Origin of the sequence: Puerhibacterium sp. TATVAM-FAB25 (genome assembly GCF_046535855.1) — a bacterium.
GTDB classification, from domain to species: domain Bacteria; phylum Actinomycetota; class Actinomycetes; order Actinomycetales; family Cellulomonadaceae; genus Puerhibacterium; species Puerhibacterium variabilis_A.
This window is the reverse complement of record NZ_JAXUAK010000007.1, coordinates 88,625-115,305: the sequence shown is the minus strand read 5'-3', so window position 1 is coordinate 115,305 and position 26,681 is coordinate 88,625. Positions and strand designations below refer to the sequence as shown.

Here is a 26,681-nt window from a genome sequence, read left to right as displayed (position 1 = left end):
TCGCATCCCGGGGAGCCGGTGTGTCCTCAGTCCTCTACGCGCTCGGCCGGTGGGCCGTGCGCGCCCGCCGCCTCGTGCTGCTCCTGTGGGTCGGCCTGCTCGTCGTCGTCGGCGGCGTGGGCGTGCTCGTCAACCAGGGCCTCGACAACGAGGTCACCATCCCCGGCACGGAGTCGAGCCAGGCGCTCGAGCAGCTGTCGGCCACCTTCCCGCAGGTCAGCGGCACCTCGGCGCAGATCATCGTCATCGCGCCCGACGGCGGCAGCATCGAGGACGCCGACGTCGAGGGCCCGGTCACGGACGCCGTCGACCGGATCGGCGACCTCGACCAGGTGAGCGCGGTGACCTCGCCGTACGACGACCAGCTGCCGGCCGACGTCAACGAGGACGGCGACGCGACGCTGCTGACCGTGCAGCTCGACGGCGACGTCGGCACCATCACCGACGCCACCAGCACCGCGCTCGAGGAGGCCACCGCCGACCTGCAGGACGCGCTGCCGGCCGGCGCCCAGGCGTCGCTCGGCGGCCAGCTGTTCGCCACCGGCTTCCCCGCCCTGTCCATCCTCGAGGCGCTGGGCCTCCTGGTGGCCCTCGTGGTGCTCGTGGTGACCCTCGGCTCGTTCGTGGCGGCCGGCCTGCCGCTCGTCAACGCGATCGTCGGCGTCGGCGTCACCATGGGCCTGCTGTTCGCGGCCACCACGCTGGGCCCGATCAACTCCACGACGCCGATGCTGGCCGTCATGCTCGGCCTGGCGGTGGGGATCGACTACGCGCTGTTCGTGGTCTCCCGCCACCGCGAGCAGCTGCGCGACGGTGTCGAGGTCGCCGAGTCGGTCGCCCGCGCGGTCGCGACGGCCGGCTCCGCCGTCGTGTTCGCCGGGCTCACCGTGATGATCGCGCTCGTGGGCCTCGGGGTCGCCGGCATCCCGTTCCTCACCGTCATGGGCGTCGCCGCGGCGGTCGGTGTCGGCATCGCCGTGCTGGTGTCGCTCACGCTGCTGCCGGCGCTGCTCGGCTTCGCCGGCGAGCGCCTGCGGCCCAAGCCGCGGTCGGCACGGGCGGGCCGGCGCGCGGCGCGCGACGCCGTCGCGCCGCAGCCCGTTGCCGGCGTCGCCGGCGACGACGCACCGGCCGACGCGGCGCCGGTCGACGGGATGGCTGTCGACGCGACGGCGGCCGACGCCGTCCCGGGCGAGCCGGCGGCCGGGAGGCACGCCGCCGGCGGCGTCGTCGACGGCGCGGTGGCCACGCCCACGCCGACCCTGGCGCCGGAGGCCGCCTCCGCGCACGCCCCCGCGCAGCCGACCGGGTTCTTCGGGAAGTGGGTCCGCGCCGTCACGCGCATCCCCGCGCTGACGATCGCCGCCGTCGTCGTCCTCGTGGGCCTGCTGGCCTACCCGGCCCTGGACCTGCGCCTGGCCCTGCCCGACGCGGGCGTGCTGCCCGAGGAGAACTCGGCGCGGGTCACCTACGACCTGGTCTCCGAGGAGTTCGGCGCCGGCTACAACGGCCCGCTGATCGTCACCGGCACCATCGTCACCAGCACCGACCCCGTGGGGCTGATGAACGAGATCGCCGACGAGCTGCGCGTCCTGCCCGGCGTCGCGGACGTGCCCACGGCCACGCCGAACCTCTCCGGCGACACCGGCATCGTCCAGGTGACACCCGAGGGCGGCCCCACGTCGCAGGCCACCGAGGACCTCGTGCGCGAGATCCGCTCGCTGCACGACCACTTCCTCGACGAGTACGGGGTCGACCTGTCCGTCACCGGCAGCACGGCCGTCGGCATCGACGTCTCGGCCAAGCTGGGCGCCGCGCTGCTGCCGTTCGGCATCGTCGTCGTCGGCCTGTCGCTGCTGCTGCTGACGATGGTGTTCCGCTCCGTGTGGGTGCCGATCAAGGCCTCGGTCGGCTACCTGTTCAGCGTGGGTGCCGCGTTCGGCGTGGTGACGCTCGTGTTCGAGCACGGCTTCCTCGCGGACGCCCTCGGCGTCACGCGCACCGGGCCGGTCATCTCCTTCATGCCGATCGTGCTGATGGGCGTGCTGTTCGGCCTGGCCATGGACTACGAGGTGTTCCTGGTCTCCCGCATGCGCGAGGACTACGTGCACTCCGCGCGCCGCCCCGGCGCGGCGCGGGCCGCGGTGCTCACCGGCTTCCAGGGCTCGGCCCGGGTGGTCACCGCCGCCGCGATCATCATGTTCGCCGTCTTCGTGGCGTTCGTGCCCGAGGGCGACATGAACCTCAAGCCCATCGCGCTCGGCCTGGCCGTCGGCGTGGCGGTCGACGCGTTCGTGGTCCGCATGGTGCTGGTGCCGGCCGTCATGGCGCTGCTCGGCGACCACGCGTGGTGGATGCCGCGGTGGCTCGACCGGGCCCTGCCGCACTTCGACGTCGAGGGCGAGGGCGTGGCCAAGGAGCTGGCGCTGGCCGGCTGGCCCGAGCCCGGCGCCACCGACGCCCTCGTGGCGCACCGGCTGCACGTCGGGGGCCCGCGCGGCGAGGGCACGCTGGTGGGTCCCCTGAGCGTGCGGGTGCCCGACGGCGGCGCGCTCGTCGTGGCCGGCCCCAGCGCCCCGCCGGTGAGCGCGTTCCTGCTCGCCGTCGCCGGCCGGCTCACGCCCGACGCGGGCACCGTCAAGGTCACCGGCCTGGTGCTGCCCGAGCGGGCCTCCGCGATCCGCGGCCGTGTGGCGGTGCTCGACGCCGCGCGCCTGGGCGGCGGCACCGCTGCCGCGGTGGACGCCGCGGTCGCCGACGGCGCCCGGGTGGTGGTCGTCGACCGGACCGAGGCGCTGGGCGACCTGGCGTGGCGCGCCGGCGTCGCCGCCGCCCTGCGGCGCGCCCACGCGGCCGGCGCCGGCGTGCTGCTGGGCGTGGTGGGCGACGACGTCGCGGTGGCCGAGGCGGAGGAGATCGCCCCGGTCCGGGCCGCCGTCCTCGACGTGACCGCCACCGACCCCGCGCCCGAGCCCGCCGCCGTCGGCGGCCCCGGGAGTCCCGACCCGCAGACCGCACGGAACGAGGTGCCGGCATGACCCGCCGCAACCCCTGGAGCGTGGTGGCCGTCGCGCTGCTGCCGGTGCTGGCGCTCGCGCTGCTGCTGGCCGCGCTGTGGAACCCGCAGGAGCGCCTGGACACGGTGCGCGCCGCCATCGTCAACCTCGACGAGCCCGTCGAGGTCGGCGGCCAGACCGTGCCCCTCGGCCGCCAGCTCGTCGCCGGGCTCGTCAGCGGGCAGGCGCCGTCGACCGACCCGACGGCGCGCGCGGTGCCGGCGTCCGACGAGGGCTACGACTGGCAGATCACCGACGCCGACGACGCGGCGGCCGGCCTGGAGGACGGCACCTACGCCGCCGTCATCACGATCCCGGAGAACTTCTCCGCCGCGGCCACCTCCGTCGGCGGCGACGACCCGTCCGCCGCGCAGCAGGCCACGATCGACGTCGCGACGCCGCCCGGCGGCCGGGTCGTCGACGAGGCGCTCGCGGGCATCGTCGCGACCACCGCGACCGACGTCATGAGCTCCTCGATCACCGAGACCTACGTGGACAACGTGCTCGTCGGGTTCACCACGCTGCACGACCAGCTCGGGCAGGCGTCCGACGGCGCGACCCAGCTCGCGGACGGCGCCGGGTCGGCGGCCTCCGGGGCGGACCAGCTCGCCGACGGCGCGGGGCAGCTCGCCGACGGCGCGGCCGCCTCGGCCGCGGGGGCGGGCGAGCTCGCGGACGGCGCGGGGCAGCTCGCCAGCGGCGCGGCCGCCGCGGCGACGGGCGCGGGGCGGCTCGCGGACGGCGCGGGGCAGCTCGCGGCCGGCATCGGGCAGAGCGCCGACGCGGCCCGCGGCCTCGCCGAGGGCGCGGGCGAGGTCGCCGTGGGCGCGCGGGGCGTGGCCGACGGCGTCGCGGGCCTGAACCAGGGCCTGCAGCAGCTGGACCAGGCGCTTCCGCAGGTCCCCGCCCTGCCGGAGACCGGCGCGCTGCTCGAGCAGCTCGCCCCGGCTCTCCAGCGGGCCCTCACCACCCTGGGCGAGGCGTGCGCGGACGGCGACGAGGTCGCCTGCGCCGTGGCCGAGCAGCTCGCCGGCCAGGTGGACGTCGGCGGCCTCGAGGCGGGCCTCGGCCAGCTCGACCGCGCGCTGGACCAGGCCGGGCAGCTGCGCTCCGCCGTCGGCGACCTGGCCGGCGCCGCGGCCGAGATCGCGCCGGCGGCCGAGCAGGTCGCCGCCGGGACCGAGGGCCTCGCGACCGGTTCCGGCGAGCTCGCCGCGGGTCTCGACCAGCTCGAGACCGCCGCCGGCCAGGTCGCCGGCGGCGCCGGGGACCTGCGGTCGGGCGTCGGGCAGCTCGCCTCGGGCGCGGGCGGCCTGCAGGGCGGTGCCTCGGCGCTGTCCTCCGGCGTCGGGCAGCTCGCTTCGGGCGCGGACGGCCTGCAGGGCGGAGCCTCGGCGCTGTCCTCCGGCGTGGGGCAGCTCGCCTCGGGCGCGGACGGCCTGCAGACCGGCGCCGCGGACCTGTCGTCCGGCGTCGGCCAGCTCCGGGGCGGCGCGGACGAGCTGGCGGGCGGCCTGTCGCAGGCCGTCGACCAGGTGCCGTCCTACGACGACGGCGAGCGCGCGTCGCTCGCCTCGGTGGTCGCGGACCCCGTGCGGTCGCCGGCGCCCACGAGCCTGGGCAGCGGGTCCACCGGCCCCCTGTTCGCCGTCGTCGCGCTGTGGCTGGGCGCGCTCGCGCTGACCCTCGTGTACCCACCGGTCGCGCCCGGCGCGCTGGGCTCCACGCGCAGCTCGCTGCGCCTGGCCGTGCGGTCGGTCCTCGCGCCGGCGGCGGTCGGCGCCGCCACGGGCGCCGTCGTGGGCGGCATCCTGGCGGGCGTCCAGGGCCTGTCGGCCGGCGGGTGGGTCGGCACCATCCTGGTCGGCGCGCTGGTGTCGGTCTGCTTCGTCGCGGTCAACCAGGGCCTGGTGGGCCTGCTCGGCGACGTCGGGCGGGCGGCCAGCATCCTCGTGGCCGTCCTGGCCATCGCGACCGGGGTGGTGGCCACCGTGCCGGCGATCCTGGTCACGATCACCGACGTGCTGCCCGTCGGCGCCGCGCAGGACGCGCTGGCGGGGCTGGTGATCCCCGAGGTGGGCGGCACCGGGGGCGCCGTCGCGGCGCTCGTGGGCTGGACGCTGCTGGGCGTGGCGCTCACCGTGGCGGCCACGGCACGGCGGCGGCGGGTGCGCGCGGCGGAGCTGGTCGCCGCGTAGCGGGTCGCCGGATAGCGGGTCGCCGAGTCGCGAGTCGTCCCCAGCCGCCGCCGGCGGCGCGGCGTGGTCGGCGCCCGGGTCCCGCGCGGGCCCGGGCGCCGTCCCGTGTCCGGTCGCGCGAAAAGGCGATGACTCCGTGTGGGTGGTGCGGTCTAGCGTGGTGTGAGCCGGGTCACTCCGGCGATCCACTCCCCACTGACGACGAGGTGGTCGCATGCCGACCGGGATGATCAGGGCGCGCGGGCTGGTACGGACGTTCCACCGCCGCAAAGAGGTGATCGAGGCCGTCAAGGGCATCGACGTCGACGTGGCCGAGGGCGAGCTGGTCGCGTTCCTCGGCCCCAACGGCGCGGGCAAGTCGACGACGCTGCGGATGCTGACGTCGCTGCTGGCCCCGAGCTCGGGCAGCGCCGAGGTGGCCGGGTACGACGTCGTCGCCCACCCGGAGCAGGTGCGCGCCCGCATCGGGTTCATCGGGCAGGGCAACGGCGGTGGCTTCTCCTACAAGGTGCGCGACGAGCTGCACAACCAGGGCCGGTTCTACGGGCTGGCGCCGCAGGTGTACAAGGAGCGGGCGGCCACGCTGGTCGAGGCGCTCGAGCTCGGCGGCCTGGAGAAGCGCAGCGTGCAGTCGCTCTCCGGCGGCCAGCGGCGGCGCCTCGACGTCGCGCTGGGCCTCATGAACCACCCGCCGCTGCTGTTCCTGGACGAGCCCACCACGGGCCTCGACCCGCACTCGCGGGCCAACCTGTGGGAGCACATCGCCGCCATGCGCGAGCGCTACGGCATGACCATCGTGCTCACCACGCACTACCTCGACGAGGCCGACAGCATGGCCGAGCGCGTCGTCGTCATCGACCACGGCGAGATCGTCGCCGACGCGCCGCCCGACCTGCTCAAGCACGAGCACGCCGACGACGTGCTCACGCTCGGCGTCGCCTCCACCGACGAGGACGCGGTGGTCGCGGCGCTGCGGCCCGACGTCGTGGGCGGCGGCGAGGTCGCCGTGAGCCGGCGCGACGGCGAGCTGCGGGTCGTGGTGCGCACTGCCCACGGCGCCGAGCGGCTGCCGGGCGTCATGGAGGCGCTGCGGGCCGCAGGCCTCACCGTGACGTCGGCGAGCGGCAAGCAGGCCAGCCTCGACGACGTCTTCCTCAACCTCACCGGTCGCAGCCTGCGCGAGGAGGCCGCAGCATGACCAGCACCACGTCCGTCACCACCGCCGCCGGGACCGCCGTCGACCATGAGGCGCCCCGGATCGTCACCCGCACCGGGCCCGGCAAGCTCCTCGCCGACACCTGGGCGGTGTTCACCCGCGAGATCCTGCTGACCCTGCGCGACCCGTTCACGCTGATCTTCTCGCTGCTGCAGCCGCTGATCTTCCTCGGCCTGTTCGGCCCGCTGCTCACCGGCGCGTTCGGCAGCGGGTTCGGCGCGCCGGGCGGCGCGAGCACCGGCGACACGCTGCAGTGGTTCGTCCCGGGCGTCATCGTGATGATCTGCCTGTTCGGCACCTCGATGACCGGCTCGAACCTGCTGTACGAGGTCATGACCGGCTCCTACGAGCGGGTCCTGGCCACGCCGCTGAGCCGCTCGGCGATCCTGGTGGGGCGGGCGCTGAAGGAGTTCGCCCCGCTGCTGGTGCAGGGCGTGATCATCGCGCTCGTGTGCGTGCCGTTCGGGTTCACCCTGCACCCGCTGCCGGCGCTGCTCGGCCTGGTGCTGCTCGGCGTCTTCGGCATCGGGGTCGGCGCGCTGAGCCACGCCCTGGCGCTGGCGTCCAAGAACCGCGAGTGGCTCTTCTGGGGCGTGCAGCAGTCGCTGCTGTTCCCGCTGCTCATCCTCTCCGGGATGATGCTGCCGCTCGAGGCCGGGCCGGCGTGGATGCAGACGGCGTCGCGCTTCAACCCGCTCACCTACATGGTGGACGGCGAGCGGCTGCTGTTCGCCGGGCGCCTCGACGACCCGAAGGTGGCGTGGTGCGCGATCGCCGCCGTGGTCACCTGCCTCGTCGGGATCGTCGTGGGCATCCGGGCCACGAAGAAGGTGATCTGAGCCGTCGCGCCCTCGCGCCGTGCCGTGGTGCCGCGCCGTGGTGCCGTGCCGGCCGGCTCAGGCCGGCGGCGCGGCGACGTCGCGCACCCAGCGCTCGCCGGCGTCGTCGGGCACGAACCCGACGCGGCGCAGGTAGGCGTGGTCGTGCGGCGCGGCGTGCGGCACCACCACGCGGGTGAAGCCCTTGCCCGCGAAGACCCCGCTGCGCCGGTGCACGAACTCGCCGGGCGTGAAGTCGCGGAAGCGGCGGCTGACCCAGTCGAGCTCGACGACGGCGGTGCGGCCCGGGGCCTCGCCGGCGGGCGCCGACGCCGGGCCGGGCGCTGCGCCGGGCGCTGTGCCGTCGGGTCCGGCGTCGCGCACCTCGACGACGCCGACGGTCTCGTCGCCGCGCTGCACCAGGAAGGCGTACCGCCGCTCGTCGGGTGCCGGCTCCGCGCGGAAGCCGGGCGCGAAGCCGGCGATGTCGGCGGCGTGGGTGCGCAGCACGTGCAGCAGGTAGGCGTCGTCCGGCGCGACCTCGACGACCGTGTACGCCGCGGCGTCGTGCCGCTCCCGGTACAGCCGCGCCAGCCAGTAGACGTTGATGAGGCAGATGGCGCCGTTCATCGCGACGAACGGCCAGATGCCCAGGATCGCGTTGTACGCCGTGGCGATCACCGAGCCGGTGAGGTTGAGCCACCGGAAGCGCAGCACCCGCGCCTGCGTCAGGGACAGGACGACGAGCACCGAGCCGACCCAGCCGCCCACCTCGAGCCACGACTGGACGGTCACGGTGCCACCCCCGCGGCCCGGGCCCGCGCGGCCGACGCCGACGTCACCGGCCGGTGTCGTTCATCTCGTCGGGGTGCGACCCGGTGCGCTCGCCGCGGTCCAGCGCCGAGATCGCGACCATGTCGTCGGCCGGCAGCTCGAAGTCGAACAGCTGCGCGTTCTCCACGATCCGCTCCGGCGTCGCCGACTTGGGGAACACGACGTCGCCCCGCTGCAGGTGCCAGCGCAGCACCACCTGGGCGGGCGTGCGGCCGTGGCGGCGGGCGACCTCGGCGATGACCGGGTCGCCGAGCACGGCGCCGCGGCCCAGCGGCGACCACGCCTCGGTGACGATGCCGTGCTCGGCGCCGAAGGCCCGCACCTCGTCCTGGGCCAGGTAGGGGTGCACCTCCACCTGGTTCACCGCGGGCACCACCGTGCCCTCGGCGAGCACGCGGCGCAGGTGGTGCGGCTGGAAGTTGGAGACGCCGATCGCCCGGGCGCGGCCGGAGGCGTAGATCTCCTCCAGCGCCGCCCACGCCTCGGTGTATCGGCCCTGGGCCGGCAGCGGCCAGTGGACGAGGAACAGGTCCACCCGCTGCAGGCCCAGCGCCTCGAGCGACCGGTCGAACGCCGCCAGGGCGTCGTCGTGCGCGTGGAAGGCGTTGTTGAGCTTGGTCGTCACGAACAGCTCGTCGCGCGGCAGGCCCGAGGCGGCCACGGCCTCGCCGACCTCGCGCTCGTTGCGGTACATCTGCGCGGTGTCCACGTGGCGGTAGCCCGCCTCGAAGGCGCGCAGCACCAGGTCGCGGGTGTCCGCGGGCGGCAGCTTGTACGTGCCGAAGCCGAGCTGCGGGATGGCGACGCCGTTGTTGAGGTCGATCGACGGGATGCTCACCCGCCCATCCTGGCGACTCGGCCCCGGCGGGGCACGTCGTCCGCGCCGTGTCCGCGCCGTGTCCGCGCCCCGTCCGCGCCGTGTCCGCGTCGGATCTCGCGGCCGGACGCACTGTCCAGCATGCGGAACACTCCGTGGACAGCGGGAACGACCGGCGACCTCGTCGGGTTGACTGTCTCCGTGACGCAGTCGACCACCTCCCTCAGCACCTTCAAGACCGGCGCCGACCTGCCCCGCGTACGCGCCTCCGAGCTGGTCGGCCGCGGCTGGCTGAACACCGGCGGCAAGGCGGTCACGCTGGCCGACCTGCGCGGCAAGATCGTGGTGCTCGACTTCTGGACGTTCTGCTGCATCAACTGCCTGCACGTCCTCGACGAGCTGCGCGAGCTCGAGGAGGCGCACCGCGACGTCCTGGTGATCGTCGGCGTCCACTCGCCCAAGTTCGAGCACGAGGCCGACCCGGACGCCCTGCGCGCCGCCGTCGAGCGCTACGACGTGCGCCATCCGGTCCTCGACGACCCCGACCTGGTCACGTGGGGCGCGTACACCGCCCGCGCCTGGCCGACGCTCGTCGTCGTCGACCCCGAGGGCTACGTCGTGGCGCAGATGGCGGGGGAGGGGCACGCCTCCGCGGTCGCCGCGCTGGTCGAGCAGCTCGTCGTCGAGCACGAGGTCAAGGGCACGCTGCACCGCGGCGACGGCCCGTACGTGGCCCCGGAGCCGACGTCGGGCACGCTGCGCTTCCCGGCCAAGGCGGTGGAGCTGCCCGGCGGCACGCTGCTGGTCGCCGACGCCGGGCACCACTCGCTCGCCGAGCTGGCCGCCGACGGCGAGACGCTCGTGCGGCGCATCGGCTCCGGCGAGCGCGGGCTGGTCGACGGCGGCCCGGACGAGGCCCGGTTCAGCGAGCCCAACGGCCTGACGCTGGTGCCCGCCGAGCTGCGCGAGCGCCTCGGGTACGACGTGCTCGTGGCCGACACGGTCAACCACGTCCTGCGCGGCGTGCGCCTGGCCGACGGCGCCGTCACGACGGTGGCCGGCACGGGCGAGCAGTTCATGGTCGGCGGCCAGGAGAACGTCGTCGTGCCCGGCGAGCAGCCCACCGCCTTCCAGGCGGGCGACGAGTACCCGCCGCTGCAGGTGCGGCTGTCCTCGCCGTGGGACGTGGCGTGGTCGCCGGAGCTGGCGGCGTTCGTCGTGGCCATGGCCGGCAACCACACGCTCTGGGCGTTCGACGGCGAGCAGGCGTCGCTGCGGCTGCTGGCCGGCACGATGAACGAGGGCCTCGAGGACGGCGACGGCGCGGGCGCCTGGTTCGCGCAGCCGTCCGGCCTGGTGCCGTCCGTCGGCCCGGACGGGACGCCGGACGGTGCGCTGTGGCTGGCCGACTCCGAGACCTCCGCGCTCCGCCGGGTCACGCCCACCGGCACGGACGACGTCGAGCTGACCACCGCCGTCGGGCAGGGCCTGTTCGACTTCGGCCACCGCGACGGCGACGCCGCGCAGGCGCTGCTGCAGCACCCGCTCGGCGTGGCCACGCTGCCCGACGGCTCCGTCGTCGTCGCCGACACCTACAACGGCGCGCTGCGCCGGTTCGCGCCGACGGGCGAGCCCGGCGCCGTCGACGCGGAGGGTCGCGTCGCCGGCGAGGTGACCACGCTGGCCACCGGCCTGGCCGAGCCGTCCGACGTGCTGGTGCAGGTCACCGACGACGGCGGGGTGCACCTGCTGGTCGTCGAGTCCGCCGCGCACCGGCTCACGCGGGTGGCCCTGCCGGCCACGCTCGCCGGCGAGGTGCTCGACGGCGGCGCCCGCCGCACGCAGCGGCCGGCGACGCCCGTGGCGGGCGGGGCGCTGCGCCTCGAGGTGCCGTTCGTCCCGGCGCCGGGCCAGAAGCTCGACGAGCGCTGGGGCCCCGCGACGTCGCTGCAGGTCAGCGCCACCCCGCCCGAGCTGCTGCTCGAGGGCGCCGGCGGCGGCACCGACCTGGTGCGCGAGCTCGTCATCAACCCGGAGGTCGCCGAGGGTGTGCTGCACGTGACCGCCAAGGCGGCGTCGTGCGACATCGTGCCGCTCGGCCCGGACGGCGAGCCGCTGCCGGACGTCTTCCCCGCGTGCCACCTGGCGCAGCAGGACTGGGGCGTGCCGGTCACGGTCGTGCCGGCCGAGGACGCCGACGGCCCGGCCCTGACGCTGCCGCTGCGCGGCTGACGCGAGATAGAGAAGGCTCCCGCCGAGATAGAGACCCATCCCGCCGAGATAAAGAGCAACCTCTCTATCTCGGCGGGAGGGGTCTCTATCTCGGCGGTCCGGTTTTCTATCTCGGCGGGGGTCCTTAGCGTGGGGGCGTGAGCGACGACGACGGGCGCACGGCCGAGGACCTCTTCGCGGGCTCCCCGGAGGGGCTGGCGCTCCACGACGCCGTCGCGGCCGCCGTCGCCGAGCTCGGCGAGCACGAGGTGCGCGTCAGCCGGACGCAGGTGACGTTCCGCCGGCCCCGGCGCGGCTTCGCGTACGTCTGGCCGCCCGACCGCGTCGGCCACCACGAGGCGCCCGCCGTCCTGTCGGTCGCGCTGCCGCGCCGGCTGCCCTCCGAGCGCTTCCGCGACGTCGCGCAACCCCGGGCGAACCTGTGGATGCACCACCTGTGGCTCACCGACGTCGCCCAGGTGGACGACGAGGTGCGCGACTGGCTCGCCGAGGCCTACGACGCCGCCGGCTGAGCCCGGCGCCGGCACGCGGCCCGGGCACGCGGCCTCGGGCGAGGGCCGGTCAGGCGGCGAGGACCCGCGGCAGCTCGGCGAGGGAGTCGACGACCGTCGCCCGCGCCGCCTCGGGGCGCTCGGCGTGCAGGTACCCCCACGGCCCGCGGCGGACCAGGACCGGCCGCATCCCGGCCGCGGCGGCCGGCAGCACGTCGTTGTCGAGGCGGTCGCCCACGTAGGCGGTCTGCGCCGCCGGCACGCCCGCGAGCTCGGCGGCGGCCGCGAAGAACTCCGGCGACGGCTTCTCCGCGCCGATCTCGGCGGAGTTGCGGATCGCGTCCACGGGCAGGTCCATCGCCCTGAGGGCGGCCAGCGCCGCCAGCGGCTGGTTGCCCGCGATCACGACGCGCAGCCCGGCGTCCCGCAGCGCCGCGAGCGCGGGCCGGGCGTCGGGGTACAGGTCTTCGGCGTCGAAGCCGTTGCGCAGCCCGTCGGGGTCCTCGGCGGCCCACGCGGCCTCCTCGGTCTCGACGTCGAACCCGGGGCGGATGATCCGGAACGCCTCGCGGTGCGGCAGGTCGAGCGCGGCGCACCCGCCGAGCACCCCGAGGAGCGTCAGCGCGGGCACGCCGAGGCGCTCGGCCCAGCGGCTCCAGATCCGCGTCTCGTCGATCAGGGTCTCGCCGACGTCGAACACCACGGCGCGGATCGGGGCGCTGGTCTGCTGGCTCACGCCGCTCATTCTCCCCGAGACCTGAGGAGTGGCCGCCTCCGACGCCGTGGAGGCGGCCACTTCTCAGGTCTCGGCGCGCAGCGGCGCGGTCACTCCGCGCGGAACAGCACGTCCCCGGCCGTCACCGACGTCCCGGGCTCCGGCGCGTCCTTGAGCGCGTCGGGCGCGGCGTCGAGCAGCACCACGGGCACGACGGCGGAGCGCCCGCCGGCGGCCACGGCGGCCGGGTCCCAGGTGACCAGGTGCTGCCCCACCTCGACGGCGTCGCCCTCGGCGACGTGCAGCGTGAAGCCCTCGCCGTCGAGCTGCACGGTGTCGATGCCAAGGTGCACCAGCACGCCCCGCCCGTCCGCCTGCGCCACGACGAACGCGTGCGGGTGCAGCTTGGCCACGGTCCCGGTCACGGGCGCGACGACCGTGCGCCCCGCGCCGGCGTCGGGCGCCACCGCGAGGCCGGGCCCCACGTAGCCGGCGGAGAACACGGGGTCGGGCACGTCGGCCAGCGCCATCACCGTGCCGGCGACCGGGGAGACGGCCTCGACGGTCACCGCAGGTCCTCGATGTCGGAGGCGAGCGTGTCCGCCTCGGGGCCGACGATGACCTGCACCGCGGTGCCGGACCGGACGACGGCGATAGCCCCGGCGGCCGTGAGCGCCTTCTCGTCGACGCGCGCCGGGTCGTCGACCTCGACCCGCAGCCGGGTGATGCACGGCTCGAGGTCGACGATGTTGTCGTCGCCGCCGAGTCCGGCCAGGATCTGCTCTGCCTTGCTCATGGGGTGCTCCTCGGGTGGTGCGCGGACGGGGTCTCAGGGGTGCCGGCGGGGTGCGGGCGACGCCGGCTCAGAGCAGCTCGGCGAGGTCGGAGGCGATGGTGTCGGCGTGCGGCCCGACCACGACCTGCACGACCCGGCCGGAGACCATCACGCCGTAGGTGCCGGCGGCGCGCAGCGCGGCGGCGTCGACGCGCGCGGGGTCCTTGACGAGGGTGCGCAGCCGGGTGGTGCACGGGTCGATCTCGTCGACGTTCTCCACGCCGCCGAGGCCGTCGAGGATGGCGGCGGCGCGCGCGGTGTCGGGCACGGTCATCGGTCGGTCCTTCCGTCGGGCGGTCCGGCCGGCGACCCGTCGGGGGATCCGTCCGGCCCGTCGTGCGGGCCCGCGTCGCGCGCGCGGGGCACGATGGTGGGCTTCGCCTCGCGCAGCGGCACGACGACGGAGTAGCGGTCGCCGCGGTAGGAGGCCTGGGAGTACATCACGGCGGTGTCCTCGGCGTAGGTGCGCCGCCGGGTGCGCAGCAGGGCCACCGAGGCGTGCATCTCGAGCAGCGCGGCCTCCTCGGGCGTGGCCTCCGACGCGGAGATGGTGTCCTCGCCCCAGGTCGGTGCGTACCCCGCCGCGCGCAGCGCGCCGTAGAGCGACTCGGGCACGCCGTCGTCGAGCATGGCCGGCAGCAGCCGCGCCGGCAGCCACGCGTGCTCGAGGCTCATCGGCACGCCGTCGGCGCTGCGCAGGCGCCGCACCTCGTGCACCGGCTCGCCCGGCGCGAGCGCCAGCTGCTCGGCCACCCGCGGCGACGCGGGCACGGTGGCCGCGTCGAGCACCTGCGTGCCCGGCGCCATGCCGCGGCGGCGCACGTCCTCGCCGAACGTCGTCAGGCGCATCTCGAAGTCCACCCGCGCCGGCGCGACGAACGTGCCGCGCCCCTGCTCGCGCACGAGCACGCCGTCGGCGGCCAGCGAGTCGAGCGCCTGGCGCACGGTCATGCGCGAGACGCCGAACCGGTCCGTCAGCGCCCGCTCGGAGGGCAGCGCGTCGCCCTCGGACAGCTCGTTCTCGATGAGGTCCGCCAGGTAGGCGCGCACGGCCTGGTACTTGTGGCCGGCACGGTGCGAGGCCGGCTGCGGCGCGGCCGGCGGCGCGTCGGTGGCCGGGGCGACGGGAACGGTCATGGCCGAATTCTCACCCCTCCCTTGCGGCGATCGACGGCGTGCGCGAGAGGCGTCGAGGCCCGCGGCGGCGCACCGGTGTGGCGGTTGACACATCATGCGGTCTAGACCATTCTGGCCGCAAGTGGTCTGGACAACTGCGCGACGACGCGCCGCTCGTCCAGCTCTCGTACGGCCACGTCCCACGGCGCCGGCGACCCGGCGCCTCCACCACGAGGAGCCACCATGACCACGGTCGCGGAACCGACCACGAGCAAGCGCGGGTTCCCCGGGCTCGCCCAGCTCCAGCGCATCGGGCGCTCCCTGATGCTGCCGATCGCCTCGCTGCCCGCCGCCGCCCTGCTGCTGCGGCTCGGGCAGCCCGACATGCTCGGCGCCGACGGCGTCGCCGGCACCCTGTCGTGGATGCAGCCGGTCGCGGACGTCTTCGCCGCCGCCGGCAACGCCCTGTTCGGGAACCTGCCGCTGATCTTCGCCCTCGGCGTCGCCGTCGGGTACGCGAAGAAGTCCGACGGCTCCACGGCCCTCGCGGCCCTCATCGGCTACCTCGTCTTCCAGGGCGTCAGCGACGCGCTGTCGCCCTACGTGCTGGGGGAGCCGGCCGCGGTGGGCGCCGAGGACGTGCTCTCCGGAGCCGAGCCGGCCGCCTTGGCCGCGGCGCAGAACGGCGACTTCACCGCGCTGCTGACACAGGCGATCGGCATGGGCCTCGAGGCGCCGCAGCAGGAGCTCATCAACTACGGCGTCCTCGGCGGCATCGTCATCGGCCTCGTCGCCGCGCTGCTGTTCCAGAAGTACTACCGGATCAAGCTGCCGGCCTGGCTGGCGTTCTTCGGCGGCCGCCGGTTCGTGCCCATCGTCACCGCCGGCGCCGCCGTCGTCATCGCGGTGATCGGCGCGCTGATCTACCCCGCGTTCGACTGGCTGCTCAACGACACCATCGGCGCCTGGGTCACCGGCTCGACCGTGCTGGGGGCCTTCGTCTACGGCACCGCCAACCGCCTGCTGCTGCCCATCGGCCTGCACCACCTGCTCAACTCGCTCCCGTGGTTCCAGTTCGGCGCCTACACCGACGAGAACGGCGAGGTGTGGCACGGCGACATCGCCCGGTTCCTGCACGGCGACCCCACCGCCGGCACGTTCATGACCGGGTTCTTCCCGATCATGATGTTCGCCCTGCCGGCGGCGGCGCTGGCGATCATCCACACCTCCAAGCCGAAGAACCGCAAGGCAGTGGCCTCGATCATGGGCTCGGCCGCGCTCGTCGCCTTCATCACCGGCGTCACCGAGCCGCTCGAGTTCGCGTTCGTCTTCGTCGCCTACCCGCTGTACGTGATCCACGCGATCCTCACCGGCACGTCGCTGGCGCTGGTCAACGCCCTGGGCATCCGCGACGGGTTCGGGTTCTCCGCCGGCGCCATCGACTACCTGCTCAACTTCCGCATCGCCGAGCGGCCGCTGCTGCTCATCGTGATCGGCCTCGGCTACGCCGTCGTCTACTACTTCCTGTTCCGGTTCGTCATCACGCGGTTCAAGCTCAGGACGCCGGGCCGGGAGGACGACGACGACGCCGCGGCGACGCCGGAGGGCACGGCGGGCGGCACGACGCCGGGCGCCGCCCAGGGCGCGGCCGTGGGCGCCGCGCCGGCGGCGGGCCCGGGCGCGACGGCGGAGGGCGCTCCCGCGCCCGGGCCGCACGGCGCGAGCCCGTACCCGGCGTCCGGCGGCGGTGCGTCCGGGGCCACCGAGTCCGGGAGCGCCGGTGCGGCAGGCGCCCGCCCGGACGGGGCGGGCGGTGACCTGCCGTGACCGGCACCCTCCACGGGGTCCCGGTCAGCCCGGGGCGGGCCGCCGGCGTCGTCGCCACGATGCCGCCGGCGGTCGCCGAGCCGCCGGCCGAGCCCCGCCCCGCGGGCGACGACGCCGACGCCGCCGTCGCGCGGCTGACCGCGGCGGCCGGCGTCGTGAGCGACGCGCTGCTGGCCCGCGCCGGGGAGGCCGGCGGCACCGCCGCGGAGGTGCTCGCCGTGACCGCGGGCATGGCCACCGACGCCACCCTCGCGCGCGACGCCGAGCGGCGCGTGCGCGAGGAGGGCGCCTCGCCCGAGCGCGCCGTGTGGGATGCCGCCGGCGCCCTCGCGGCGCAGCTGGAGACGCTCGGCCCGCCGCTGAGCGAGCGGGCACGGGACGTGCGCGACGTGCGCGACCGGATCGTCGCCGAGCTCACCGGCGTGCGGCCGCCCGGCGTCCCCGCACCCGGGCACCCGTTCGTGCTGGTGGCCGAGGACCTCGCGCCCGCCGACACCGCCACCCTCGACCCGCGGCAGGTGCGCGCCGTCGTCACCGCCGGCGGCGGCCCGACGTCGCACACCGCGATCCTCGCGCGCTCGCTCGGCATCCCCGCGGTCGTCGCCGTCGCAGGCGCGCTTGGCCTCGCCGACGGCGACACGGTGCTCGTGGACGGCACGGGCGGCGTGGTCGAGCGCGACCCGGACGAGGCGACCGTCGCGGCGCTCGCGGACGCCGGCCCGCGCGGGCAGCGCGCCCTCGAGGGCCCGGGGCGAACGGCGGACGGCGTGCGGGTCGAGCTGCTGGCCAACGTGGCGGACGCCGACGCCGCCAAGGTCGCGGCCGAGGCGGGCGCCGAGGGCGTGGGGCTGTTCCGCACGGAGGTCTGCTTCCTCGGGCGGGGCGCGGAGCCGTCGGTCGAGGAGCAGGTGGCGGCCTACCGGCCGGTGCTGGGGGCGTTCGCGGACCGCAAGGTCGTGGTCCGCACGCTCGACGCCGGGGCGGACAAGCCGCTGCCGTTCGTCACCGCGGCGGACGAGCCCAACCCCGCCCTGGGCGTGCGCGGCCTGCGCACCGCCACCCGCCACCCCGAGGTGCTCGACCGGCAGCTCGAGGCGATCGCCGCGGCCGCGGAAGCCGAGCGGGCCGAGGTGTGGGTGATGGCGCCGATGGTGGCGACGGCGGCCGAGGCCGCGGCGTTCGTCGCGGCGTGCGCCCGGCACGGGCTGGAGCGGGCCGGCGTCATGGTGGAGGTGCCCGCGGCGGCCCTGCGCTCGCGGTGGGTGTTCGAGCACGCGACCTTCGGCAGCCTCGGCACCAACGACCTCACCCAGTACGCCATGGCCGCCGACCGCGAGCTGGGTGACCTGGCGGTGCTGTCGACGGCGTGGCAGCCGGCGGTGCTCGAGCTGGTGCGGGCCACGTGCGAGGGGGCGGCGGGGCGCGGGCGGCCGGTCGGGGTGTGCGGCGAGGCGGCGGGCGACCCGGTGCTGGCCCCGGTGCTGGTGGGGCTCGGCGTGACGTCGCTGTCGATGGCGCCGCGCGCCCTCGGCGACGTCGGCGCGGTGCTCGCCGCGACCTCGTCGGACGACTGCCGGGAGCTGGCGCGGGCGGCGCTCGCGGCGCCCGACGCCGAGGCCGCCCGGGACGCGGTGCGCGAGCGGCTGCGCCCGGTGCTCGACCGGATCGGCCTCTGACGCCGGTGCGCGGCGGACGCTCGCGCGCCGCGCGCCCGGGGCTCGGAGCCGGCCGGCGGCCCGCGCGGTCAGGCCACCTCGGTCCGCTCCAGGAACGCCACGAGGGCGTCGAGCGCGGCCCGGTCGTCGTCCCCGTCGGCCGGCGTGCTGAGCACCACCTCGTCACCCGCGCCGGCGCCGAGCGTCATGAGGCCGAGGATGCTCGCGGCGTCGACCGGGTCGCCGCCGGGCCTGGCGATCCGCACGGGAACGGGCTGCTCTCCCGCGGCCTTGGCGAACAGGGCGGCGGGCCGGGCGTGCAGCCCCTCGCGGATCGCGACGACGACGGACCGTTCCATGGTGCCTCCCTCGGCGTGGGTCCACTGGTCTGGACCAGCCGTCGCATCATAGGCAGGGCGGCCGGGCGCCGCGACCCTGCGGGGCCCGGTCGCTCGCCCAGCCAGTGCCCGGTGCTCGGGCTTAGGGTGACGCCATGGCGGACCAGACCCGGAACGCGCACGACGGCGAGGCGGGGCCGGCACCGCGGCGGCCGGTGCCGGAGCGTGCCCTGCCCGACATCCCCGTGACGCTCTCGACCGCCTCGGTGTACCCGCGCCGGGCGGCCTTCGCCTTCCAGGCCGCGGCCGAGCTCGGCTACGACGGCGTCGAGGTGATGGTGTGGTCGGACCCGGCCACCCAGGACGCCCGCACCCTCCAGCACCTGGCGGCGGTGCACGGCGTGCCGGTGCGCAGCATCCACGCGCCGACGCTGCTGGTCAGCCAGCGCGTGTGGGGCCGCCCGCCCGCCCCCAAGCTGCGCCGCAGCGTCGACCTCGCCCTCGAGGTCGGGGCCGGCACGGTCGTCGTGCACCCGCCGTTCCGCTGGCAGTACAGGTACGCGCGGGAGTTCCAGGACCAGGTGCGCGAGCTCGCCGAGGACACCGGTGTGACGATCGCCGTGGAGAACATGTACCCGTGGCGGCCGCGCAAGCACCGCGGCCGGCGCGACTACATGGCCTACCTGCCGGGCTGGGACCCCACCGAGCACGGGTACGACCACGTCACCCTCGACCTGTCCCACGCGGCCTGCGCCGGCCAGGACGGCCTCGAGCTCGTCAAGGTCTTCGGCGACCGGCTGCGGCACGTGCACCTGGCCGACGGCTCCGGCGCGGCGCGCGACGAGCACCTCGTGCCGGGCCGCGGCAACCAGCCGTGCGACCTGGTGCTCGAGGAGCTGGTGTCCCGGGGCTGGCGCGGCGACGTCGTCGTCGAGATCGCCACCCGACGGGCCCGCACCGCCCACGAGCGGCACGCCGACCTCGAGGCGGCGCTCACGTACGCGCGCTCCTACCTGCAGCCGGAGCCGCGCGAGTACACCCCGCCGCCGCCCGAGCACCACCACCGGGTCGCCGACGCCTGGTGAGGCGCTGGTGAGGCGCTGGTGAGGCGCTGGTGAGCCGAGGCGCTGACGAGGCGTCCGGCGCCGGGCCTCGGGACGCCGGGCCCCCGGCCGGTCCTCCGGCGGCGACGTCGCGCCTCAGGCGGCGACGTCGCGCGCGCCCACCGCGCGCAGCACGAACGCCTCGGTGGCGCGCACGGCTCGCTCGCGCGCGGGCGCGTCCTCGGGGATGAGGCGCCCGGACAGGCAGGCGTTGACCAGCTGCACGGTGGGGTCGATGTCCTGCTCCGGGAACTCCCCGCTCTCGATCCCGGAGCGCAGGATGCGGCGCAGGATCGACTCGACGATCTCGGCGTGCTCGCGCAGCCGCTGCAGCGTGCTGCGGGACAGCACGGTGCGCAGGTCCGGGCCCGGGGCCAGGTGGAAGACCCGCGCGAGCTGGGCCTGCTGGCGGATGTACGTGCGCAGCTGCTCGACCGGGTCGTCCACGCCCTCGAGCGACCGCTCGAGCGTCAGGGCGTACTGCTCGGTCTCGTGCGTGATGAAGCCGAGGAGCAGCGCTTCCTTGTCGGGGAAGTGGTTGTAGACGGCCGTCCGGCCCACCCCCGCCGCGGCGGCGATGTCCGCGAGCGTGATGGTGTCGAAGCCCCGCTCCTGCATCAGCGTGGACAGGGCGGTGAACAGCTTGTGCCGGGTCATCTGGCGGTGCTCGTGCAGACTCTTGCCGATGATCTTGGGCATGCTGACATCATAGGCGCTCGCCGTCAGTACCCCCGGCCGCTACTCTCGCCCTTGTGACCGATCCCACGCCCGAGCCTGCGGCCGCCGACCCCATCCTCCCCGACACCAAGGACTGGACCTGGGTGCTGGAGCGCCCGTGCCCCGAGTGCGGCTTCGTGGCGGCCGACGCCGACCCGCTCGGCGTCGGGAACGCCGTGCGCGCCACGCTGCCGCGCTGGCGCGCCGCGCTGGAGCGTCCCGACGCCCGCGAGCGGCCCCGGGCCGACGTCTGGTCCCCGCTGGAGTACGGCGCGCACGTGCGCGACGTCTTCCGCATCTTCGACCAGCGGCTCGAGGCGATGCTCACGCGGGACGACCCGCAGTTCGCGAACTGGGACCAGGACGCCGCCGCGGTGGCCGAGGGCTACGCCCGGCAGGACCCGGCCGTCGTCGCGCGCGAGCTCGAGCTGGCCGGCGAGCAGGCGGCCGAGCGCTTCGACTCCATCACCGCCGCCGACCTGGACCGCCCGGGCCGCCGGTCCAACGGCTCGGTGTTCACCGTGCGGACCCTGGGGCAGTACTTCCTCCACGACGTCGTGCACCACCTGCACGACGTCGACGCCTGACGCCCGCCCCGCGGTCGCGCGCCGTGCCGTCCGCCCCGCCGTCCGTGCCGGCCGAGCACGCTCGCGACCACCTGCTGCTGGTGCCGTCCGACGGTGCGCCGTCGCTGCCCGTGCTCGCGGAGGCCTGGTTCGCCGAGGTGGTCTGGCTGCGCCAGCCCGTCGTCGTGCCCGCGCCCCGGGCCGCCGCCGGCGCGCGGTTCCGCGGCGCGCACGCCGCGCCCGCGGAGCAGCGGTCGCCGGGCGTGCTGCGGGTCGACGGCGAGCACGTCGTCGTCGGCCCGTTCCCGGTGGCCGCGGACGACGCCGCGGCGCTGGAGGTGCGCGGCGGCCGGGCCGCCGACGCGTACGCCGTGGCCCGGACCGACGGCGCGCCGCCCGTCCGCGGCCCGCGGCCGAGGTCGCACGACGACCGCGACGGCGTCGCCCGCGCGTTCGCGGCAGGGCTGCCGCAGGGCGGGGAGCTGCGCGCCGTGCAGTGGGCGGTGGCCGTGGCGCGCAAGACCGGGGGCGCGGTGCTCGCGGACGGCCGCACGCTGCTGGCGCCCGACCCCGGCGGCGCCGTCGACCTCGTGCTCTACGCCGCGCACGGGCTGCAGCCCGACGACCTGCTCCGAGCGGTGCGGGCGCTCGTGGCGTCGGCCGTGCTGGAGCCGCGGACCACCGCGCCCGGCGCCCCGCTGCGGTACGGCGTCGTGGCGAGCACGCCGTACGACGGCGAGCTGCGCGTCGACGTCGAGCACGTCGACCGCGTGCCGCGCGCCCTCGGCGCGCTGGGGTGGCGGGAGTACGGGCCGTTCGCGTACCGCCTGCGGTGGCTGCCGCCGGACCCCTACGAGCTCCAGGTGGAACGGCCGTCGGCGCTGCACGTCGTCGCGCGCGGCCGGATGCGGTCGGTGGTCGCGCGGCTGGCGCTCGCGCTGCGCGAGCGGGCCGGCGGGGCGCTCGTGGACGACGGGGGGTTCCTCGCGTCGCCGGACGAGGTGCAGGCACGGCTGGAGCCCGGGGCGACGACCGGGGCGTGGGTGTGACCGGTCGCGCGGCGGCCGTCGGAGCGGCGTCCCCAGCACTGTCCACAGCCTCCGTCCACAGGGGCTTGTGGACAAGGGTGTGATTTCCACCGCGTTGTTCACCGCCTGTGAATGACGCCGGCGGCATCCCGGCGCAAGGCCTCGACGCCGCGGATCCTCCGCCGCTGGCGGCCCTCGGCCGGTCGGGGCAACGGCCGTCGCGGCCCTGCCTGCAGGGAGGACCGCCCGATGCTACCGGTACTCCGGAAGGCGCGAGAACACTCTGTTTCCGTCCTGTTACCTGGAGCGATGTGACGTCGGGCGCTCGGGGCCGCGGCGCTCCCCACGGTCGGGCCCGCGGCGTCGCCCGCGGCCTCGCGGGGCGGTGCGCGGGGCCGCCGCGCCGGGTCCGCAGGGCTGTGGGGAACGCCTCGCGAGACGCCGGGACCGGTGCGGACGGCACTCCCGTCCACAAATTTTGTCCACAGGCCTGTGGGTGATGTGGGGATTCCGCGGCACACCCTGTGGACGAGTCTGTGGTCAGCCGGAGCGGCCCCGATCCACCCCGGAAGGGTCTTGCCCCGAGGGTGATGCCGGCACTACAAACGTGGCTACCGGTCTCGCCGACGACCACCGGACACCTCGCTGCAGGAGGTGCCGGCCTCGCGGACGAGACACCGGTCGACCGGAGAACGAACGAGCCTCCCGTGCCGCGGTGCGGGCTGCGGATGACGACGCAGGTGCTCGAGCGGGGCCGGAAGACCACCCGCGTCCGGCGGGCCGTGGAGAAACGGGTGGGGGCCCTGCGCACGACTGCGTGCGCGACGGCTCCGCGCCCGGCGGTCCTGCCGGGGTCGTGACGTCACACGGCGCCCCTGGCCCCCACCACGTCGGCCAGGGGATCGCGGTCCTCGCCGAGGCCCCCGGCCGCCCCGGGGGCCTCGGCCGACTCCGATGTCCGGAGCCGGCCGAGGTCCGGAGCCGGCCGGGGTCGGGACCCTGCCGACGCCCGGCGTCCTGGCCCTAGGCTCGCGACATGAGCAACCTCGAGTCGCGGCCCGACGAGCAGGTGTGCGCCGCCGGCGACGCGGCCCCGGGCGTCCAGCTGCTCACCGCCCGCGACGTCCCGCTGGGCGGCCCGCGCGCGATGAGCGTGCGGCGCACCATCCCGCAGCGCGTGCGCTCCCTCGTCGGCGCCTGGTGCTTCTGCGACCACTACGGCCCCGACGACGTCTCGCGCTCTGCGGGGATGCAGGTGCCCCCGCACCCGCACACCGGCCTCCAGACGGTGAGCTGGCTGTTCGAGGGCGAGATCCTGCACCGCGACTCCGTGGGCTCGCTGCAGACCGTGCGCCCGGGCGAGCTCAACCTCATGACGGCCGGCGTGGGCATCTCCCACTCGGAGGAGTCGCCCCGCGCGGGCCGGCCGCCGCTGCTGCACGGCGTACAGCTGTGGACGGCGCTGCCGGCGTCAGCGCTCGGCGAGGCGCCGCACTTCGAGCACCACGAGGACCTGCCGGTCCACGAGGCCGACGGCGCGCGGGTCCAGGTGTTCATGGGCGCGCTCGCCGTGGCGGGACGGCGGCTCGTCTCGCCGGCTCGGACCTACACGCCGCTGGTCGGCGCGCAGGTCGACCTCGCCCCGGGGGCGCGGCTCGAGGTCGAGGCCGACCCGGCGTTCGAGCACGCGCTGCTCGTGGACGCCGGCGAGGTGACGTTCGAGGGCGCCGCGGTGCCGAAGGACCAGCTCGCCTGCACCGCCCCGGGCCGCGACCGCCTCGTCGTCGAGGCCGGCGCCGGCGGGCCGGCGCGGGCGGTGCTCGTCGGCGGGGTGCCGTTCGACGAGGACATCGTCATGTGGTGGAACTTCGTGGGCCGCACGCACGAGGACGTCGCGCGGGCGCGGGCGGACTGGATGGCCCAGGTGGCGGACGCCCCGGACGCCGGGAGCGGCGCGGACGGGCCGGACGGGCCGGACGGCGCGACGGCCTACACCGACGGCGCCGCCGGGCGGAGGTTCGGCCGCGTCGACGGCTACGCGTCGGGCCCGCTGCGCGCCCCGGCGCTGCCCGACGCGACGCTCAAGCCGCGCACCCGGCCGGTCACCCCGCCCGCGCCGGGCGTCGCGGAGCCGCCGGCGATGAGCTGATCCCGTTGTGGGTCCAGGACATGCCGGGCGTCTCCCGGAACCTCCGGCGTGTCCTGCACCCACGACGGGAGGGGTGTGTCAGGAGACCTTGAAGCTCCGCAACGGGCTGTAGCCGGCCGCGTGGTCGGTGTCGGCCGGCACGTGCACCCGGTAGGTGTAGGTCCCCCGGGTGGTCGGCTTGATCGAGAAGGAGTAGGCGCTCGACGCCGAGAGCTTCCTGCTCGTGACGTTCTTCCACGACCCGCCGACGTGGCGCTGCAGGTACACCGTCCGGCCCGCGTGGCTGGGCGCGACCGAGCCGGAGAGCGTGACGGTGCCGCCGAGCGGGAACGAGGTCCTCGACAGCGTCCCGGTCACCCGGGTGGCCACGGTCACCGTCCGGAGCGGGCTGACGCTGCCGGTGAGCGTGCCGGAGCCCCGGTAGACCCACTTGTAGGTGACGCCCTTGGTGGGCTTGTGGGTGTACGTGAGCGCACCGCCGGTGCCGCTGGTCACCGTGGCGATCAGGGTGTCCGAGGACGCGCCCTTGTCCCTGCCGTACAGCTGGACGGGCAGCCCGGACAGCCCGCCGCCGGTGTCCTTGCGGACCAGCCTGCCCGTCAGCGTCACCGAGCCGCCGGAGGTCAGCGCGGTGGTGCTGCTGGCCGAGGAGACCTGGGTGCCGCGCAGCGTCACGGTCGACGCCGGGCCGTAGGCGCCGGACCGGTCCCGCACCCACGCGCGGAAGGTGTAGGTGGTGCCGGCGGTCAGGCCGGTGGCCTTGGCGGAGCTGCCGGTCCCGGCGTACACCGCGATGCCCTGGCTGGGGCTCGACGGCGCGGTGGTGCCCGCGCTCGCCCGCACGACGACCTTGTCCAGGTCGGTGATGCCTGGTAGCGCCCAGGTCAGCGTGGCCGCCTGGAGGGCGCCCTGCGCCTTGAGGCCCGCGACCGCCGGCGGCGCCACGTCGACCGTCCGGAAGGTGGGGCTGAACCGTCCGGTCTGGACGCTGCCCGCGCGGTCCGTGACCCCGCTGACGGCGATCCGGTACGGCGTGTTGTCCTGCAGCGCCGCGGCGGGGGTCAGGGTCACCGTGCCCCCGCTGACCGAGAGCCCGGCGGCGACGGGGGCCCCGGTGCGACCCGAGAGCAGCCGCACCGTGGAGGCCGTCACCGAGGCGGGGTCGACGTCGCGGGCGAAGGTCACCGCCGGCCTCGCCGTCACCGGGACGGACGTGGCGAAGTCGGCCGGTGACGCCCCGCGGACCCAGGCCTGCTCGCTCGCCGGGCTCGGGGCCGACGACGTCGGGGCGGAGGTCAGCGCCACGGTGTAGGGGCGCGTGTCCAGCGCGCCGTTGTAGCTGCTCACCGCGACGTAGTAGGAGCCCGCGGCGAGCGTGACGGCGGCCTTCTCCGGGTCGCCGGCGGCACCGGCGTCGACCTGGTCGAGCAGGCGCAGGTCGCGGTCGTAGACGGCGACGACCGGGTCCACGTTCTGCGACCGGCCGAGGTCGTACGCGGGCGGGGTCACCGTGACGCCGACGGACCTGAGGCCGCCGACCGAGAACGTGTACCAGTCGACGTCGCCCTCGGCGCCGACGGTCCCCGTGCGGGCGAGGGTGGTGGCGAGGGCGCCGAGCGCGGTGGCCCGGGCCGGCACGTCGTTGGGCTCGCCTGCCCCGAGGGACGGGGCGGGGAACTCCCTCGCCCAGGAGCCCCCGACCGACGCGTACGCGTCGAGGACGCCGTAGCCGTAGTACGGGTCGATGCCGCGCGGGCCGGCGTCCCGGGCGGTGCCGCGCAGCCGGGCGAGCACCTGCGCCGGGGTCAGCGACGGGTGCAGCGTCCGCACCAGCGCGACGGTGCCGGAGGCGATGGGGGCGGCGAAGGAGGTGCCGTCGCCGACGTAGTAGCCCCCGCCCGGACCGGTGGAGACGATGGCGGCACCGGGCGCGGCGACGTCGATCCAGTCGCCGTGGGAGCTGAAGTCGGTGAGCCTCCCGGCGGCGTCGGTCGCGGCGACCGCGACGACCTCGGGGTACGCCGCGGGGTACTGGGGGCGGCCGTCGCCGTCGTTGCCGGCGGCCACCACGACGACCACGCCCTTGCCGGTGGCGTACCGGATCGCGTCGTGCAGCACCGAGCCGTCGTCCGGGCCGCCGAGCGACAGGTTGATGACCCGGGCGCCGTGGTCGGCGGCCCAGACCACGCCCTCGGCGACGTCCGAGTCGTACCCCACGCCCCCGGCGTCGAGGACCTTGACGGGCATGACGCGCGCCGTCCAGGCGGCGCCGGCCACGCCGGCGGCGTTGCCGGTGTCGGCCGCGGCGATGCCGGCGACCATCGTGCCGTGGCCGTTGTCGTCGGCGGGCGCGGTGCCCGGCGTGATGGCGTTGTAGCCGGCGACCGTGCGGCCCCGGAGGTCCGGGTGGTTGACGTCGACGCCGCTGTCGACCACCGCGACGACCTGGCTCGTCGAGCCCTTGGTCCGGTCCCACGCCTGCGGCAGCCGGACCGTGTCCAGGTAGGACTGGTCGCCGTAGGCGTACGCCGGGTCGTTCGGCGCGGCGGTGGCGCTGCGCGCGTAGTCGAGGCTGACGTCGGCGACCGCCGGGTCGTCGCGGAGGCTCTCCACGAGGTCGACGGCGGACCCCTCGGCGCGCACCTCGACCCACCCCGTGCCGCGGACGGCCGTCCCGGCGCGCGCGTCGCGCCGGGACAGGGCCCGGTCCTTCGCGGCCTTGGCGGCGCCAGGCTCGAAGCGGACCAGGACGGCGTCCGCGTCGAACTCGCGTTCCGTCACGTCGCGCGGACGCTCGGGCCGCGGCAGGTGCTCGGCGTCGAGGTCGTGGTCGGGCGACGGGGCTGCGGAGGCCGGGACGGTGGGCAGCAGGAGCGCCCACGAGACGGCCAGTGCGAGCGCAGCCACCGCCGGGCGGCGGAGAGGCAAGAGAACCCCCGGGCGATGAGACGTGGAGACCGCGGCCCCGGT

Annotated in this window: 22 protein-coding genes; 12 read left to right on the top strand and 10 right to left on the bottom strand. The window is 76.1% G+C overall.

What is annotated here, in order from left to right:
• Positions 1-20 precede the first annotated feature (20 nt).
• The 4 genes from U5M74_RS08880 to U5M74_RS08865 all read left to right on the top strand — a co-directional run bounded on the left by U5M74_RS08880 (position 21) and on the right by U5M74_RS08865 (position 7,309).
• A complete protein-coding gene (locus U5M74_RS08880; protein ID WP_410908179.1) occupies positions 21-3,038 on the top strand; it encodes an MMPL family transporter in 3,018 nt (1,005 codons plus the stop codon).
• Entirely contained in the window at positions 3,035-5,254 is a 2,220-nt protein-coding gene (locus U5M74_RS08875) for a YhgE/Pip family protein (RefSeq protein WP_410908177.1), read from the top strand. The genes U5M74_RS08880 and U5M74_RS08875 overlap by 4 nt, the downstream gene beginning before the upstream one ends.
• A 214-nt stretch (positions 5,255-5,468) precedes the next feature.
• On the top strand, positions 5,469-6,452 hold the full coding sequence (locus U5M74_RS08870) for an ATP-binding cassette domain-containing protein (protein WP_410908175.1): 984 nt from the start codon (positions 5,469-5,471) through the stop codon (positions 6,450-6,452).
• Positions 6,449-7,309, top strand: coding sequence for an ABC transporter permease (locus U5M74_RS08865; RefSeq protein ID WP_410908173.1), 861 nt, complete (start codon positions 6,449-6,451; stop codon positions 7,307-7,309). The genes U5M74_RS08870 and U5M74_RS08865 overlap by 4 nt, the downstream gene beginning before the upstream one ends.
• A 57-nt stretch (positions 7,310-7,366) precedes the next feature.
• Here U5M74_RS08865 and U5M74_RS08860 read toward each other — a convergent pair whose 3' ends face one another.
• Together U5M74_RS08860 and U5M74_RS08855 are read right to left on the bottom strand one after the other, a co-directional pair.
• Entirely contained in the window at positions 7,367-8,083 is a 717-nt protein-coding gene (locus tag U5M74_RS08860) for a hypothetical protein (protein WP_410908171.1), read from the bottom strand.
• 43 nt (positions 8,084-8,126) lie between these two features.
• The gene (locus tag U5M74_RS08855; RefSeq protein ID WP_410908169.1) at positions 8,127-8,960 is read right to left on the bottom strand and encodes an aldo/keto reductase; all 834 of its coding nucleotides are present in this window, start codon (positions 8,958-8,960) and stop codon (positions 8,127-8,129) included.
• 180 nt (positions 8,961-9,140) lie between these two features.
• On the opposite strand from U5M74_RS08855, the gene U5M74_RS08850 reads away from it, so the two are divergent.
• Positions 9,141-11,171 (top strand): NHL domain-containing thioredoxin family protein, encoded by a 2,031-nt coding sequence (locus U5M74_RS08850; protein ID WP_410908167.1) that lies wholly within the window; start codon positions 9,141-9,143, stop codon positions 11,169-11,171.
• Positions 11,172-11,308: 137 nt separating this feature from the next.
• Positions 11,309-11,683 carry a DUF5655 domain-containing protein gene (locus U5M74_RS08845; protein ID WP_410908165.1) on the top strand — a complete coding sequence of 125 codons (375 nt, stop codon included), beginning with the start codon at positions 11,309-11,311 and terminating at the stop codon, positions 11,681-11,683.
• Between the two features lie 49 nt (positions 11,684-11,732).
• Here U5M74_RS08845 and U5M74_RS08840 read toward each other — a convergent pair whose 3' ends face one another.
• The 5 genes from U5M74_RS08840 to U5M74_RS08820 all read right to left on the bottom strand — a co-directional run bounded on the left by U5M74_RS08840 (position 11,733) and on the right by U5M74_RS08820 (position 14,349).
• Positions 11,733-12,398 (bottom strand): HAD family hydrolase, encoded by a 666-nt coding sequence (locus tag U5M74_RS08840; RefSeq protein ID WP_410908163.1) that lies wholly within the window; start codon positions 12,396-12,398, stop codon positions 11,733-11,735.
• Positions 12,399-12,487: 89 nt separating this feature from the next.
• Positions 12,488-12,946, bottom strand: coding sequence for a PTS glucose transporter subunit IIA (locus U5M74_RS08835; RefSeq protein WP_410908161.1), 459 nt, complete (start codon positions 12,944-12,946; stop codon positions 12,488-12,490).
• Entirely contained in the window at positions 12,943-13,173 is a 231-nt protein-coding gene (locus U5M74_RS08830) for a PTS glucose/sucrose transporter subunit IIB (RefSeq protein ID WP_069984131.1), read from the bottom strand. The genes U5M74_RS08835 and U5M74_RS08830 overlap by 4 nt, the downstream gene beginning before the upstream one ends.
• A gap of 67 nt (positions 13,174-13,240) precedes the next feature.
• A complete protein-coding gene (locus U5M74_RS08825; RefSeq protein WP_069984132.1) occupies positions 13,241-13,486 on the bottom strand; it encodes a glucose PTS transporter subunit EIIB in 246 nt (81 codons plus the stop codon).
• The gene (locus tag U5M74_RS08820) at positions 13,483-14,349 is read right to left on the bottom strand and encodes a GntR family transcriptional regulator (protein ID WP_410908159.1); all 867 of its coding nucleotides are present in this window, start codon (positions 14,347-14,349) and stop codon (positions 13,483-13,485) included. The genes U5M74_RS08825 and U5M74_RS08820 overlap by 4 nt, the downstream gene beginning before the upstream one ends.
• Positions 14,350-14,571: 222 nt before the next feature.
• Here U5M74_RS08820 and U5M74_RS08815 point away from each other — a divergent pair, with 222 nt between their 5' ends.
• Positions 14,572-16,155 (top strand): PTS transporter subunit EIIC, encoded by a 1,584-nt coding sequence (locus U5M74_RS08815; RefSeq protein WP_410908157.1) that lies wholly within the window; start codon positions 14,572-14,574, stop codon positions 16,153-16,155.
• Complete coding sequence (ptsP, locus tag U5M74_RS08810) at positions 16,152-17,831, top strand: phosphoenolpyruvate--protein phosphotransferase (RefSeq protein WP_410908155.1); 1,680 nt, start codon at positions 16,152-16,154, stop codon at positions 17,829-17,831. Before U5M74_RS08815 ends, ptsP begins: the two co-directional genes overlap by 4 nt.
• A 68-nt stretch (positions 17,832-17,899) precedes the next feature.
• Here the strand turns inward: ptsP and U5M74_RS08805 are convergent, their stop codons facing one another.
• On the bottom strand, positions 17,900-18,169 hold the full coding sequence (locus U5M74_RS08805; RefSeq protein WP_410908153.1) for an HPr family phosphocarrier protein: 270 nt from the start codon (positions 18,167-18,169) through the stop codon (positions 17,900-17,902).
• A gap of 134 nt (positions 18,170-18,303) precedes the next feature.
• Between U5M74_RS08805 and U5M74_RS08800 the strand changes: the two genes are divergently transcribed.
• Positions 18,304-19,233 (top strand): sugar phosphate isomerase/epimerase family protein, encoded by a 930-nt coding sequence (locus tag U5M74_RS08800; RefSeq protein WP_410908151.1) that lies wholly within the window; start codon positions 18,304-18,306, stop codon positions 19,231-19,233.
• Positions 19,234-19,347: 114 nt separating this feature from the next.
• Here U5M74_RS08800 and U5M74_RS08795 read toward each other — a convergent pair whose 3' ends face one another.
• Positions 19,348-19,950: a TetR/AcrR family transcriptional regulator gene (locus U5M74_RS08795; protein WP_410908149.1), complete on the bottom strand. Its 603-nt coding sequence runs from the start codon at positions 19,948-19,950 to the stop codon at positions 19,348-19,350.
• Between the two features lie 53 nt (positions 19,951-20,003).
• Between U5M74_RS08795 and U5M74_RS08790 the strand changes: the two genes are divergently transcribed.
• The 3 genes from U5M74_RS08790 to U5M74_RS08780 all read left to right on the top strand — a co-directional run bounded on the left by U5M74_RS08790 (position 20,004) and on the right by U5M74_RS08780 (position 23,711).
• The gene (locus U5M74_RS08790) at positions 20,004-20,555 is read left to right on the top strand and encodes a DinB family protein (RefSeq protein WP_410908147.1); all 552 of its coding nucleotides are present in this window, start codon (positions 20,004-20,006) and stop codon (positions 20,553-20,555) included.
• A gap of 23 nt (positions 20,556-20,578) precedes the next feature.
• Entirely contained in the window at positions 20,579-21,583 is a 1,005-nt protein-coding gene (locus U5M74_RS08785; protein WP_410908145.1) for a hypothetical protein, read from the top strand.
• A gap of 1,015 nt (positions 21,584-22,598) precedes the next feature.
• Positions 22,599-23,711: a pirin family protein gene (locus tag U5M74_RS08780; RefSeq protein ID WP_410908143.1), complete on the top strand. Its 1,113-nt coding sequence runs from the start codon at positions 22,599-22,601 to the stop codon at positions 23,709-23,711.
• Between the two features lie 78 nt (positions 23,712-23,789).
• Here the strand turns inward: U5M74_RS08780 and U5M74_RS08775 are convergent, their stop codons facing one another.
• On the bottom strand, positions 23,790-26,618 hold the full coding sequence (locus U5M74_RS08775) for a DVUA0089 family protein (RefSeq protein WP_410908141.1): 2,829 nt from the start codon (positions 26,616-26,618) through the stop codon (positions 23,790-23,792).
• Between the last annotated feature and the right edge of the window lie 63 nt (positions 26,619-26,681).

Bases quoted from the DNA above. Each gene is read 5' to 3' on its own strand.
- U5M74_RS08820 (WP_410908159.1), bottom strand. From the start codon at position 14,349: ATGACCGTTCCCGTCGCCCCGGCCACCGACGCGCCGCCGGCCGCGCCG.
- U5M74_RS08825 (WP_069984132.1), bottom strand. From the start codon at position 13,486: ATGACCGTGCCCGACACCGCGCGCGCCGCCGCCATCCTCGACGGCCTC.
- U5M74_RS08875 (WP_410908177.1), top strand. From the start codon at position 3,035: ATGACCCGCCGCAACCCCTGGAGCGTGGTGGCCGTCGCGCTGCTGCCG.
- U5M74_RS08870 (WP_410908175.1), top strand. From the start codon at position 5,469: ATGCCGACCGGGATGATCAGGGCGCGCGGGCTGGTACGGACGTTCCAC.
- U5M74_RS08865 (WP_410908173.1), top strand. From the start codon at position 6,449: ATGACCAGCACCACGTCCGTCACCACCGCCGCCGGGACCGCCGTCGAC.
- U5M74_RS08830 (WP_069984131.1), bottom strand. From the start codon at position 13,173: ATGAGCAAGGCAGAGCAGATCCTGGCCGGACTCGGCGGCGACGACAAC.
- U5M74_RS08800 (WP_410908151.1), top strand. From the start codon at position 18,304: ATGGCGGACCAGACCCGGAACGCGCACGACGGCGAGGCGGGGCCGGCA.
- U5M74_RS08780 (WP_410908143.1), top strand. From the start codon at position 22,599: ATGAGCAACCTCGAGTCGCGGCCCGACGAGCAGGTGTGCGCCGCCGGC.
- U5M74_RS08805 (WP_410908153.1), bottom strand. From the start codon at position 18,169: ATGGAACGGTCCGTCGTCGTCGCGATCCGCGAGGGGCTGCACGCCCGG.
- U5M74_RS08795 (WP_410908149.1), bottom strand. From the start codon at position 19,950: ATGCCCAAGATCATCGGCAAGAGTCTGCACGAGCACCGCCAGATGACC.
- U5M74_RS08815 (WP_410908157.1), top strand. From the start codon at position 14,572: ATGACCACGGTCGCGGAACCGACCACGAGCAAGCGCGGGTTCCCCGGG.